Origin of the sequence: Pseudoalteromonas sp. S4492 (genome assembly GCF_005886115.1) — a bacterium.
In the GTDB taxonomy this organism is placed as follows: Bacteria; Pseudomonadota; Gammaproteobacteria; order Enterobacterales; family Alteromonadaceae; genus Pseudoalteromonas; species Pseudoalteromonas gelatinilytica.
Genome location: NZ_PNCP01000039.1, coordinates 134764 through 148418, shown reverse-complemented (window position 1 = coordinate 148418; position 13655 = coordinate 134764). Strand labels below are relative to the sequence as shown.

Below are 13655 nucleotides of genomic sequence, written 5' to 3'. Positions count from 1 at the left end.
GCTATTTTATTGAGGCAGGATACTGCATACAGCTTGCGTAATAGGTAAGGGTAGCAGGCCAGTCAGAGAAAATAGCCATCACACCCACTTGCTTAGCAAGGACGTCTATCACATTCATCATTTGCCCATCTTGTTTAATCACGCTGGCAATCGACTGGTAATAATAACCACCGCCCTTAGTTAATGGACCAGAGCGCTCTAAACTCCAAGTAATGATGTTCAGCCCTGCTTGTTTAGCTTTAATAGCATAAAGCGATGGCACGATTTTACCTGACTCATCAAGGCTTAAAAGCATCCACATTGGCGGTGCGATAATACGTACTCCATCGTCATACAGAGCCTGCATTGATGGCTGCCAGGTGGTGTCATCCATGGCATCAAAGTCTGCTTGCTCATCTCGGCCATCAAGATAAATACTGTTGTTTGCAAATTCAGGGTGATTGTTTAGCCAATACTTCACATCTTCAAGATTAAATGATTGTGGATACACATCATCGCTATTCACACCTGTAGCTCGGTACTCATCAAGCATTTTTTGCGCATAATCTTGCTGGCTAAAACCGTTAAATGGCATGTTAACTTCTGGGCTTTTTAGCTCGGGTGTCATTTTTACACCCAGTGATTTGAATAACTTAATGCTTTGCTGGTGGGTCATAACAGTGCCACTGTTTGCGTATAAGTCAGTGCGCCAGCTTGGTGTGCCTTGCATATACTCTGCGACGGTTTTGGCGTTTGGGTTGGCGCCATCCATTTTAGCTTTTAGGGTTAAAAACTCAGCTTGGGTGATATCGCTGGTGCAGCATTTAGCCTGAGCTGGTTGACCGTCTTTGGCCGGGGTAAAAGGTTGGCTGCATTTTGCAGCCAACTCAGGAATCGCTAAAATGTTGGTAGTGGTGTGTAAATCGCACTGTGAATGGCGACACACGAGTTGTTTGTCTTTAGTAAAGGCAACGTCACATTCAAGTACGCCAGCGCCCATTCTTACAGCAGCCAAATATGACTCTTTGCTGTGCTCAGGAAACTGCATAGGGGCACCGCGATGACCAATTACAAAATCAGTTTTATAGAAAGGGCCATTACCGCATGCCGCAAGTTGCTGCTTTAAAGGCCCATCAGTCATCTTGTCGATTAAATAGTAAGGCCTAGCACCCACTTGCACTGCCTGCTCCTTGGGCAGACTCTTACAGCCTTGAATAACGAAAACTAAACAACATAAAACCAGTGCGCGCATAACAGCATTCCTCTAATCTAATAGAGTTTAGCCTATCATTGCTCCATGGCAGTTTTATTAAGTTTCTGATTTATAATAAGTGCTAATAAGATAATCGCTGCGCCGATGGCAAGCTTGATGATATCGGCATCACGATTCCATATCACAATGTTAACGATGATCCCGGCTGGGATCAGGAGGTTATTCATGACAGCCAAGGCACCTACATTGACGATGGTCGCGCCCTTATTCCAAGCAAAATAACCAAGCCCTGAAGCAATTGTGCCTAAGTAAATTAGCACGCCCCATTGTGTCGTTGTGGTGGGTAGCTTACTGGTATCACCAAATAAACCGTAACAAATCAGTGCGACTATTAAAGCACCAATAAAGAACCAAGCAAACACCCGAGAGTGGGGGAGTTGCTCATCTTGCATTAAACGTTTGTAGGTGACTTGCCCAGTGGCAAAGCAAATATTAGCAGCCTGCACCATTAACATACCAATGAGATAGTTTTCATCGACGCCTTCATAGCGAATAGCAACGGCGCCTAAAATAGCCAGTAATGCGGCGAATAAAAACTTGGCATTAAAACGCTTTTCAAGCAAATCGTTTAACAAAGTGATGTAAAGTGGCGTCATTACCGTGAATAGCAGTACCTCGGGCACGCTAAGGTACAAAAACGAATGGTAATAGAAGCTGTACATCACACCAAGTTGTACTGCGCCTATCGCCATGAGCTTTAGTGCTAAGGCTTTAGGGGTTTTACGCCAGTGTAAAAAGGGCAAAAACACGCAAGTTGCCAAGCCAATGCGCATTAACACACTAAACCATGCATCCACTTGGCCTGCTAAATAAACACCAATAAGACTAAACGAAAAGGCCCAAAGCAGGGTTACAGCAAATAAGTAGGTCATGTTATTCGAGTTATGTGCAAAAAAGGGCAGTGTATATGAGATGGCTGAAAATTAAAATTGCCCATGACGGATAATACGCGGTCATGGGCAATGGGGGGGTTAGGGTTGGCTGGCAACAAAGGCTTTTGCTTGTTGCTTTAATCGCTCAAGTGCGTTGCTATCGTAAAACGTGCTGTGCGAGACAACACCCTTTAGTGTTTGTGTGTTACGAATATCAATAAGCGGGTTTTTTGAAAGCAAAATGAGATCGGCTACTTTGCCTTCACTAAGTGCACCGTATTGCTGTTGTTTATTTAAAAATTTAGGTCCCGCGAGTGTTGCTGCTTGCAGCGTTTGCAGTGGTGTTAGGCCATATTCAGTAAAAATACTCAGTTCTTGGTGTAAAGAAAGCCCCGGATAAATATACGAATTTAAAAAACCTGCATCTGTGCCTGCAATAATGCTCACACCTGCTTGTTGGGCGATAGGGAGTAACTGTGCGGTTTTAATAAAACGCTCTTTGCGCTGTTTGATTTGTGCAGGGGTGTCTTTGTTCGCTCTATCAACTCGCCATTGATACGTCGCTTTTAAACCCTTACCTAAATAATCTAAATAGGCATCGTCTTGATGATTGTCTTCATCAATGTAAGCCGTTATTTTGCCACCGATCAAGGTTGGCACCACGGCGGTGTCGTTGTTAGCAAGAACCGTAAACTTCTCAATGGCTGTTGGTTCATCAAACTGCGCGGTGATAATGGGCAGCGCAGTGCGATAGCTCAGCTCTTTTGAGGCAACCTTTGCGGAAATATCCGCTTCGTTTTTAGCCGCAGCTTTAAGCATATAGGTCATATGCTCAATAGCATCAAGCCCCGCCTTGGAGACATCAGTCACAGACAATGAAAATGGAATATGACCCGAAATTTGGTAACCCCGTTTTTTAACCTCTTTTACTGCCTTTAGATAAAGCTCAGGCGTTAAAGCGCTGTCGGTAATTTTGATAAAATCAACGTCCATGCTGTCTAACAGATCCATTGCAGCATGCATTTCTTCAGTCGTTTCTACTTCTAAATCACCAGGCCAAATAGACCCTTTACCTTCTAATTTCGGGCCTGAGGTGAAAATAGTTGGGCCCACTAACTGACCTTGTTTTACTTGTTCTCGCCAGCTAAGTACAGATTCACTTAAATCAGCCGCAGCATCACGAACAGTCGTTACGCCGTAAGCTAAATATAGTGGCAAGAGCTGTTTATTCTCTTCAATAAGTTCATCACCACCGCCAAAATGAACATGCATATCCCATAGACCAGGCATTACATACTGACCTTTTGCATCAATCAATGTAGAGCTTTGATAGTGGTTACTTAAAGGTTTATCGCTACGTTTGATGATAATTCCATCGCGAATGGCAAGAGATTGCTTTGCTGCGATAGCCCCAGTTTGCATATCAATAATTTGGGCGTTTTCTATCACGATGTCAGCGCGCTGATCTGGGGGTGATGAACATGCAGCTAAAGCTGAGCAAAGTCCTAAAAGTAAAGCGTTTTTCATGTGTGAACTCGTGTTTTTCTTTGAGATTAGCAAAAACGAGTTAACTGACAATGGCTTTGAGGTGAATAGGAATAAAAGTGGGGTGAAAATTTAATTGATACTTAAAAAGTATGAGGGTTACCCCTCATACTCTAAACAACAGTGTGATTATTCAACTAAACCACGACGCTTTAATAGTGCGTCTGTTGTTGGTTTTTGACCACGGAACTCAATGTAGCTTTGCATTAAGTCGCGGCTGTTACCTTTTGATAAAATCTCTTTGCGGAAATTATCACCGTTTTCACGTGTTAAACCACCTTCTTCAGTCATATGTGCAAACGCATCTGCTGCGAAAACTTCAGTCCAAAGGTAAGCGTAATAACCCGCTGAGTAACCACCGGCAAAGGTATGGCTGAAGTAGCAAGACTTATAACGCGGTGGTACTGGGTAATATGCAATACCATGCTTGTCTAATGCATCATGTTCAAACTTTTGTACGTCAGTGATATCAGCATCAACACCAAATGAATGCCATTCCATATCAAGCAGTGCCGCCGCTAAGTACTCAGTTGTATCGAAGCCTTGGTTGAACTTTTGTGACTCAAGTACTTTCGCAAGTAACGCTTTTGGAATTGGTTCACCTGTTTTGTAGTGCTTGGCGTAGTTTGCAAGTACTGTCGGTTCAATATTCCAGTCTTCGTTTGCTTGTGAAGGAAATTCAACAAAGTCACGAGCAGTGGCTGTACCTGCTAAGCTTGGGTATTTAACATCAGAGAATAAACCGTGCGCAGCATGACCAAATTCATGGAACATCGTTGTTACTTCAGAGAAAGTCATGAGTGTTGGTTGACCTTCAGCTGGCTTAGGAATGTTCTGTGCATTGTAGATCACAGGCATAGTGTCTTTTAGACCGCTTTGGCTAACATAGGCACTCATCCACGCACCACCACGTTTACCTTCACGTGCATAAGGGTCCATGTAGAATAGGCCGATAGCGCTACCGTCTTCGTTAAATACTTCAAATACCATGACATCTTCGTGATAAACCGGTAGGTCTTTACGCTCTTTAAACGTAATACCGTAAAGTTTATTCATCGCAAAGAATAGACCGTCGTGGATCACTGACTGCATTTCAAAGTAAGGCTTAACTAAAGCAGGGTCTAAGTCGTACTTTTCTTGACGAACTTTTTCAGCGTAAAACGCCCAGTCCCAAGGTTGAAGCGCAAACGTTTTACCTGATTTTTTGATTACTTGTTGAATTTGCTCTGCTTCTGCTTCTGCTTTAGCAACCGCTTTCGGCGCTAAGTCATCAAGAATACCGTAAACGTTATCAGTTGTTTGCGCCATACGTGTCGTCATTACATATGAAGCCCAATCTTTGTAGCCAAGTAATGCTGCTTTTTCTGCGCGTAACTTGGTTTCTTTGATGATGATAGGGCCGTTTGTCGCTTGCGCACGTGTTGCCGATGTAGTCCAAATCTTTTCACGTAACTTACGGTTTTCAAGGCTTTGTAAGATAGGTTGGCGAGTCGTGTTCACGAGTGTGATCATGTAACCTTCTTTACCTGCTTTTTCAGCAGCGGCCGCAAGGCTTGCGATTTCGCCTTCAGATAAACCCGCAAGCTCGCTTTTATCTTTAACTAAAATCACATCTTCTTTGAATGACTTTAAGATGTTTTGTGAAAACATCGTTGAAAGCTTGGCAAGCTCTGCGTTGATTTCACGCATTTTTGCTTTTTCAGCTTCAGTTAGTTTTGCACCCGCATTAACAAACTTTTTGTAGTAATAATCAACAAGGCGTTGATCTTCAGCATTTAATGACGCTTTGTTGTCGTAAATGCTTTGTACGCGAGCAAATAATGCTTTGTTTAAGTAAATATCATCTGTGTGAGCAGACATAACGGGTGCCATTTTTGCGGCGATACGTTGGTACTCACTGTCAGAGATTAAACCCGATAAATTAAAAAATGCTGCAGAAGTACGGTCTAGTAACTCACCCGATAATTCCATTGCAACAAGGGTATTTTCGAATGTTGCTGGTTCTGGGTTGTTTGCAATCTTTGCAATTTCAGCTTTTTGCTGAGCGATCCCTGCTTCAAACGCTGGCTCGTAGTCTTTGGTCGAAATTTTATCAAACTCAGGAGCCATATATTGTAAAGGGCTTGGCTTGAAAAGAACGTTTTCAACATTGGCTGTTTGTGTTTCAGCGGCAGTTTCAACTTGAGTTTGAGTGTCGGCTTGTTGCGAACTACAAGCAGATAATAAAAGCACACTAGCAATTGTAGTTGCTACTAAGGTCTTACGCATGAGAGCTCCAAAAAAGTGGATAAATCTTTTTTAACTTACCAAATTTTTGGCTAGAAACAATCAAGTTTGTCGTCTGAATGGGGAATTTGAACGCAAATAAAGCTGTTGAGGGATAAAAATGTGTAAAAAGCCATCAATTGTGTATCAATGGCTTGCTTAGTAATAAAGTGGCGCACACTGCCAATTTAAATCCTGCTGGTAATAAATCACCATAGGTTAGTTATAACCCAATACAAATTTTTTCTCTGAGCCAAAGTTTTCTGGCATGGCGTTACCAAACTCTTTGTTAATTAAAGTCAGTGAGTGCTCTTGCTCAGCAAGTAAATTTAGGATTCGGTTACGATACTCTAAGCTTGATTCAAATAAGTTAAGATCAACCAAAGGTTGTAAAGTTGCAAGTTTTTGTGTGAGTGTCATTTGTGACATTGTGTTCTCCTCGTGCTATTCAAAGCCTGTGAAACCTCAAGCTCTCTCTATGTATATAGCAGTTATGGTCTAAAACAGTTAATAATTAGCGCATATTGCGCATAAAGAACTTAGTATTTACCAAGTTTTCACCTATTATGCCGTGCTAAACTTAGTCACAACTGAATCAAACTCATTTTTTACTAGGAATGTTAATTTATGACCCTTGCTGATCTGCAATCTGCATTATCGTTTGTATTGTTCACCTATAACGATGTGCAAATTACCGTACTTAAAGTAATTCAAGTGCCTTTGGTGCTGTTTTTAATGTGGTTTGTGGTCACCTGGATTGGTCGATTAATAAAAAAAGCATTACTGGCAAAAAACCTAGGCCCTGATACGGTTCATCTATTCACGCGTATTTACCTTGTTGTGACCATCGCTGTGCTTGTGTTTACTTCGCTTGAGGTACTCAACATTCCGCTAACAGCGTTTGCATTTGTGTCAGGTGCCATTGCAATCGGTGTTGGTTTTGGTGCGCAAAACATTATCAATAACTTTATTAGTGGTTGGATATTAATGTGGGAGCGTCCAATTCGAATCGGTGACTTTTTAGAAGTAGGTACAGCTAAAGGGGTGGTTGAGACAATTAATACCCGTTCAACGCGTATCCGTCGTAACGATGGTGTGCATATGCTGGTACCAAATAGCCAATTATTAGAAAATACCGTCACTAACTGGACCTTAATTGACCGTAATGCCCGCTCGTTTGTAAATGTTGGTGTTGCGTATGGCTCAGACGTTGTGCTTGTTGAGAAGCTGATGAAGCAAATTCTAGATGAGCATCCTGCTATTTTAAAAACACCTGCATCATCTGTGTTATTTGATGACTTTGCTGATAGCTCTTTAACTTTTAGCGCTATTTTCTGGGTGTGCGCTGAATCAGAAGCACCGCTTCGTCAAGTACGCAGTGAGCTGCGCTTTAGCATTTATAAGGTATTTGCCGAAAATAACATTACTATTGCATTCCCGCAGCGCGATATTCATATCGATGGTGAGATAGCTTTAACAAGGCGTAACAGCCAAAAATAAAAAAAGCGGCTTAGCCGCTTTTTTTATGCTTGTTCATTGAGCTTTTTCAGCTTTAAGGCAAGCAACACCATCATTATGCCAAATACGACGGCATAGGTTGCAACCAGCCACAGTAGGGTAATGATACCCGCGCCAGGGTTAAATATCAGATAACCACCAAAAATAATCGATATAATACCGCTGCCAATCAATAGCCACTCATTCGTGATTTCTTTTCGTAGTTTACTGGCAATAACAATTTCAATAACCCCAATAGCAATGGCCCATGCGGCTATAAAGTAAAGCATTAATATGGCCGTTACATTTGGGGCGAATAGCGTTACAAAGGCTGCGGCAATCGAGATTAAACCACCCACTAATAGCATCCACCAAAGCGGATTTTCGTTTTTTGAAGCAATAGCTAACCATGTTCTAATGGCACCATCGACAAAAAAGTAAGCGGCAAATATAAACATTAGAATCGCTAATGAGGCTTCAGGGGCAAACCAACCACACAAGCCAAAAACGATGGCGATGGCACCGTGGATCATTAATGATGACCAATGGGGGATCAGTGAACTTGAGATTTGCATAATAGTATCCTTTGCTTAAGTCTCTCTATAACTAACATTTCAGCGCTTACTTGCAAAGATTTTTAATTATTTTTTGTACAGTTACACAAACCATGCTCTAATTTAATTAGATGATTTTTTCAGCGTTAAAAAGTTTTTGCGGACAAGGAATTAAGTGTGAACAGTAGTACGACTAAGTTTTCATTGCAATTTAGCACGTTAGTAGTGTGTTTTTTACTGTTGTTTAATGCGCCTTTATGGGCAACAACCACCCCAGAAGTGACCGTTAAATCCTTAATTGATAAAGACAACAAGGAAGAGCAAGCCGAACAAAAGCCGGCCAAGCAAGAGCCTGAAGCGAATACACCTGCTACAACGGAAAAGGTGCAGGAGCCTCTTGAAGATGACTTACCCTATGATGCCTTTGATCGAACTACGCCTCGCAGCTCCATGCAAGGCTACTTAAAAGCAACCCGCGCTCGCGATTTTGAACGTGCTAGCCAATATCTTGATTACCGTAACTTACCGAAAGAAGTTGAGGCGCTTGGCAAAATTCAGCTTGCAGAAAACTTATCGGTGGTGCTGGATCGTACCTTATGGGTTGATGTTGATAGCTTGAGTAACAAGCCTAAAGGTAAACAAAAAGAAAGCGTACCTAGTTATCGTGATCTGGTTGGAGAAATCAGTACATCACAAGGCAAGGTGCAAATTTTATTGCAAATAGTGCCGGATGATAAAACAGGTAATCGGATCTGGAAGATATCGAATGCAACGGTGAGTCAAATTCCTCTGCTCACTAAAGAGTATGGCTATAACCGAGTCGGTGAGTGGTTGTACGATAATCTGCCTGATATTGAGTTTTTAGGTGTGATGCTTTGGCAGTGGATATATTTTGCCTTCTCTTTTGTGTTGTTTTTGGCAATCGCGATTATTATTACCCGTTTAATTACGTTTATTCTTGCACACTTAAAAGTACCTGTAGAAAAAGATGTCATTGGTTTCATTAATGGCCCGATCAGCCTGTTGCTTGCAGTACTTATGGCGCGCTCACTGAACGACCAATCTAATGTCACCATAGCAGTGATGGCGCTATTTCATGGTGCAACTGTATTATTAATTGCATGGGGTTGGATTTGTTTAAGGGCTGTCGATCTCGCCAAGCACAGGTTAAGTCAGCGTTTTATCAAGCAAGACAAGCCACAAGCGGTATTCTTATTACGACCAATTAGTAATGTAGCTAAAACACTGATTGTTATTTCGTTGTTATTTATGTGGTTTGAAAACTTAGGGTTTAATGCCACTACATTATTAGCGGGGTTAGGGATTGGTGGCCTTGCTATCGCCCTTGCTGCGCAAAAAACAGTTGAGAATATCATTGCTGCAATCACACTTTATATTTCTGCACCGGTGAAAATAGGCAGCTTATGTAAGTTTGGCAGCCACCTGGGCACCGTTGAAGAAATAGGCTTAAGGGCTACGCGAATTCGAACCCTTGATCGCTCGGTTATCTATGTGGCGAATGCAAAGTTTGTAGATATGCAGCTTGAGAACGTCTCTGAAAGAGAGCGTATTTCTTATCGACCAAAATTGATGCTCAACGCCAATACCAAACAACAAAACTTAATCTCGTTTATGCAAGCTGTAAGAGAGCTTTTGGAGCAACATAAACATATTGCCTTTGAACCATGTCGTGTTCGCTTTAAAGGCTTCACACCTTGGGCTTTACAAGTGGATGTACTAAGCTACGTAGAGACCGTCGACTTTGCTTTTTATATGGAAGTAATTGAAGAGTTAAATTTAGCAATCTTAGGCTTATTGAATGAGCACGAATGTGAATTAGCTAATCCAGAATTCGCACGTGTGACTGATTAGTTGCTAAAAAAGGGGTAAATGAAAGGGACTCTCATTTGTACATAATGTCTACACATTGTTGCATGTGGATGAACAGGACATATGTCCGCTCAAGTGAAAAATAATTGCATAAAATCTTCTAAATGCGGCGATGTTGCCGCTAATTGTTGTAAAAAATTTGTATATTTCTAATTTTTAATGCAGTAAAAGTGTCATAAAGTGTTATAATCGTCAGCGTTCGTTCAGCCTCTTTATCTCGTTTTGCACTCTCGAACTAGAGGTCCGCGCAGCTTATTACAAGGCGCGAAAAATTGGCCGAGCCCGTCAAATGAATTGACGCAACATCATCACCGTTGAATAAGAGTGCATAAAAAAGGTTAAAACCCGACATGAAAGCAATGAAAAGATCTACGTTAGCAACACTTATCAATGCAACGTTGTTCTCTGCCGTAGCAGGTACTTCATTTTCAACTCTTGCTGCAGACGAAGCGCCAGCAGCAAAAAGCAACCAACTAGAAGTTATTCAAATCACCGCTCGTAAACGTGTAGAAAACGCACAGGAAGTACCTGTAGCTGTATCTGCATTACAAGGTGACAGCTTAGATGCTTACAGCTCAGCTGGTATGGATATTCGTTTCATGAACGCGAAAATCCCTAGCTTATCAATCGAATCTTCGTTTGGTCGTTCTTTCCCACGCTTTTATGTTCGTGGTCTAGGTAACACTGACTTTGACCTAAATGCTTCTCAACCAGTTTCGCTAGTTGTAGACGAAGTTGTTCAAGAGAACGCAATCTTAAAAGGTTTCCCTGTATTTGACGTTGCACGTGTAGAAGTTCTACGTGGTCCACAAGGTACTTTATTCGGTCGTAACACACCAGCTGGCCTTGTTAAATTTGATACAGTAAAACCATCACAAGAATTTGAAGGCTATGGTTCAGTATCTTACGGTAGCCGTGGCGCAGTTGATTTTGAAGGTGCTGTTGGCGGTGGCTTAACAGACCGTTTATCAACGCGTGTTTCTGTACTTTGGCAAGAAAAAGACGATTACATCGATAACCGTGCTCCTGGTTTTGAACAAGATGACGTATTAGGTGGTTACACTGAAAAAGCGGCACGTGTTCAGTTCTTATATGAAGGTGACGATTTCACAGGTCTTTTCAACTATCACGTACGTGATATGGACGGTACGCCAATCGCATTCCGTGGTAACGCTATCAAAGCAGGCACAAACGATTTAGCTGATAACTATGAGCACGATGTGGTTTACCACGATGCTGCTTCTCGTGCGACACAGCAAGTTGAATCTCAAGGCGCAAGCTTAAAGCTTGAGTGGGATATCAACGATTTAACTCTTACCTCAATCTCTGCATGGGAAAGTGCTGAAATCTATTCTCGCGCTGACATTGACGGTGGTTACGGTGCAAGCTACTTACCAGATATGGGCCCAGGTTTTATCCCGTTCTACTCTGAAAGTGCTGACGGTATTCCAGATCAAGACCAATACACGCAAGAACTTCGTTTATCTAGCAACTATGCTGGCGACGTTAACTTCCAAGTAGGTGTTTTCTACTTTGACGAAGCGCTAACAATCGAAAACTTCAGCTACGACACTTATGGTTCAACGCCAGGTGAGTTAAACGGCTATGTTATCCAGCAACAAGATACTAAAGCGTGGGCGGTATTCGGTTCATTAGATTACACAATCACTGACGACTTAAAAATCACTGCGGGTCTTCGTTACTCAGATGATGAGAAAGAGTTCTCAGCAGACCGTACTTTAAGCCCAATTGGTGGTAGTGCGTTATACCTTACAGAAAACCCAAGTGACGACCACGTTAGCTGGGATTTATCTGCTAACTACAAGATCAACGATGACGTAAACTGGTACGCACGTGTTGCTAACAGCTTCCGTGCACCAAGTATTCAAGGTCGTATCTTATTCGGTGACGAAGTAACTGTTGCTGAGTCTGAAACTGTGACGTCATTCGAAACAGGTATCAAATCAGACGTACTTGACGGCCAAGGTCGTGTAAATGCAACTGTGTTCTACTACACAATGGATGACCAACAATTAACAGCTGTAGGTGGTGGTGCAAACTTCAACCGTTTAGTTAATGCTGATAAGACAACTGGTTACGGTTTTGAGTTAGACACTGAGTGGGTATTAACTGACAACCTAAACGCTACATTTAACTTAAGCTACAACAACACTGAGCTTAAAGATAAAGACTTAGCCGTTGACGTATGTGCACAGTGTACTGTTACAAACTCATTAAACAGCGCAGGTCAAGCTGTTCTTGATGGTAACAGCCTACCGCACGCACCTGAGTGGATCTCAAACTTAACTTTACGTTATAGCCGCGAAGTTGCTGACGGTGAATTCTTCACTTACGCTGACGTGTCTTATCGTAGCGAAATCAACTACTTCTTATATGAGTCAGTTGAGTTTGAAGGCAAGCCATTAACTGAAGTAGGTCTACGTGCAGGTTATGCTTGGGCAGAAGGCGACTACGAATATGAAGTGTCAGCATTCGTACGTAACATGTTCGACGAGCAGCAATCAATCGGTGCTATCGACTTCAATAACAACACAGCAATGGTGAACGAAGAGCGTTACATCGGTGCTGAGTTCAAAGTAAGCTTCTTCTAAGCTGAAAGATAAGTACTATTAAAACCCGCTGTATAGCGGGTTTTTTCGTTTATAATCGCGTTGGTAACTGCTAAAGTGGCAGGATTAATTTAAGAGAAAGAGAATAGCTATGGCTGGATTTTGGAACTACCGTGTAATTTTTTGTGAAGCAACAAAAGATGAAGCAGCACAATATCAAATTCACGAAGTTGAATATAACTTAAATGGTAAAGTGACTAATTGGTCAGAAACCGGTGCTGCACCATTTGGTAATACAGTCGAAGAACTTGAAGCAGATGCAGATCGTTTAAAAACAGCGTTTTCTAAGCCGATTTTAAAAGTGGTAAGAAAGCAACGTGGCTACGAGCTGGTTGATGTTGAAACCGGCGAAGAAGCATTTGCTGAGCCACCTGCGGGTTTAACAGAATAATCATAATTAAAGGTGCCTTTGGCACCTTTTTACTTTGAAGGAATGAGGATGACTTTAAAAGCAGTATTGTTTGATATGGATGGCACTTTGGTGGATTCTGAAAGTGTGCATTTTAATATTTGGAATGATTTATTAGCCCCTTTTGGCGTGCAATATGATGAAGCCGCGTTTTGCCAACGCTTTTCTGGTAGACCCACCCTTGAAGCAGCTAAAGAGGTCGTTACAAATTATGGGCTTACTATCAGTCCAGAGCAGTTAACGGATGAAAAGTACGCTGCGTTTGGGCGTTTTGTTAGCAGTAATTTACCTGCTTATATGCCTCACGCAAAAGCAGTGCTAGAGCAAGTCAAAGCCAGTGGTTTAAAAATGGCATTAGTAACAGGCAGTGCAAAAGATGAAGCCTATCCTATTTTAAATGGCTATGGCATTTTTGATTGGTTTGATTGTGTCGTTACCAAAGATGATGTTAACAATCCCAAACCTGCTGGCGATCCATACCAATTAGCCCTCGATACATTAAATATCATGGCCGATGAAGCCGTCGCAGTCGAAGATACTTTCACCGGCGTCACTGCTGCGAGTAATGCTGGAGTTGCTGTGTATGCGGTGCCGAATCATTTCACGTTAGAGCATGATTTTAGTAAAGCCGCAGGTGTGTTTGCTGATTTGAGCGAGTTTTTCAAATGGCTACAAACTAAACTATAATTAACTGGCTATTGCTAAGCCGCTATTGTTAAGTAGCTATTTTTAACTAGTAAT

11 protein-coding genes are annotated in these 13655 nt (G+C 41.9%); 5 read left to right on the top strand and 6 right to left on the bottom strand.

Annotation, left to right across the window (positions count from 1 at the left end; genetic code table 11):
* Position 1: 1 nt before the first annotated feature.
* The 5 genes from CWC28_RS13280 to CWC28_RS13260 form a co-directional block, all read right to left on the bottom strand.
* A complete protein-coding gene (locus CWC28_RS13280; RefSeq protein ID WP_138625255.1) occupies positions 2 to 1231 on the bottom strand; it encodes a glycerophosphodiester phosphodiesterase family protein in 1230 nt (409 codons plus the stop codon).
* A gap of 35 nt (positions 1232 to 1266) precedes the next feature.
* Positions 1267 to 2124, bottom strand: coding sequence for a carboxylate/amino acid/amine transporter (locus CWC28_RS13275; RefSeq protein WP_063700288.1), 858 nt, complete (start codon positions 2122 to 2124; stop codon positions 1267 to 1269).
* A gap of 99 nt (positions 2125 to 2223) precedes the next feature.
* Entirely contained in the window at positions 2224 to 3651 is a 1428-nt protein-coding gene (locus tag CWC28_RS13270; RefSeq protein ID WP_063700286.1) for an amidohydrolase family protein, read from the bottom strand.
* Between the two features lie 147 nt (positions 3652 to 3798).
* Complete coding sequence (locus CWC28_RS13265; protein WP_063700285.1) at positions 3799 to 5937, bottom strand: M3 family metallopeptidase; 2139 nt, start codon at positions 5935 to 5937, stop codon at positions 3799 to 3801.
* 216 nt (positions 5938 to 6153) lie between these two features.
* Positions 6154 to 6363 (bottom strand): hypothetical protein, encoded by a 210-nt coding sequence (locus CWC28_RS13260; RefSeq protein ID WP_063700283.1) that lies wholly within the window; start codon positions 6361 to 6363, stop codon positions 6154 to 6156.
* A 198-nt stretch (positions 6364 to 6561) separates the two neighbouring features.
* Between CWC28_RS13260 and CWC28_RS13255 the strand changes: the two genes are divergently transcribed.
* On the top strand, positions 6562 to 7434 hold the full coding sequence (locus CWC28_RS13255; RefSeq protein WP_063700282.1) for a mechanosensitive ion channel family protein: 873 nt from the start codon (positions 6562 to 6564) through the stop codon (positions 7432 to 7434).
* A gap of 23 nt (positions 7435 to 7457) precedes the next feature.
* Here CWC28_RS13255 and CWC28_RS13250 read toward each other — a convergent pair whose 3' ends face one another.
* Positions 7458 to 8006: an HdeD family acid-resistance protein gene (locus tag CWC28_RS13250; RefSeq protein WP_105174667.1), complete on the bottom strand. Its 549-nt coding sequence runs from the start codon at positions 8004 to 8006 to the stop codon at positions 7458 to 7460.
* Between the two features lie 156 nt (positions 8007 to 8162).
* Between CWC28_RS13250 and CWC28_RS13245 the strand changes: the two genes are divergently transcribed.
* The 4 genes from CWC28_RS13245 to CWC28_RS13230 all read left to right on the top strand — a co-directional run bounded on the left by CWC28_RS13245 (position 8163) and on the right by CWC28_RS13230 (position 13601).
* A complete protein-coding gene (locus CWC28_RS13245; protein ID WP_249324971.1) occupies positions 8163 to 9857 on the top strand; it encodes a mechanosensitive ion channel family protein in 1695 nt (564 codons plus the stop codon).
* Between the two features lie 368 nt (positions 9858 to 10225).
* The gene (locus CWC28_RS13240) at positions 10226 to 12487 is read left to right on the top strand and encodes a TonB-dependent receptor (RefSeq protein ID WP_063700278.1); all 2262 of its coding nucleotides are present in this window, start codon (positions 10226 to 10228) and stop codon (positions 12485 to 12487) included.
* A 109-nt stretch (positions 12488 to 12596) separates the two neighbouring features.
* Positions 12597 to 12896: a hypothetical protein gene (locus CWC28_RS13235; RefSeq protein ID WP_054551791.1), complete on the top strand. Its 300-nt coding sequence runs from the start codon at positions 12597 to 12599 to the stop codon at positions 12894 to 12896.
* 48 nt (positions 12897 to 12944) lie between these two features.
* Entirely contained in the window at positions 12945 to 13601 is a 657-nt protein-coding gene (locus CWC28_RS13230) for an HAD family hydrolase (protein WP_138625254.1), read from the top strand.
* Positions 13602 to 13655: the final 54 nt, after the last annotated feature.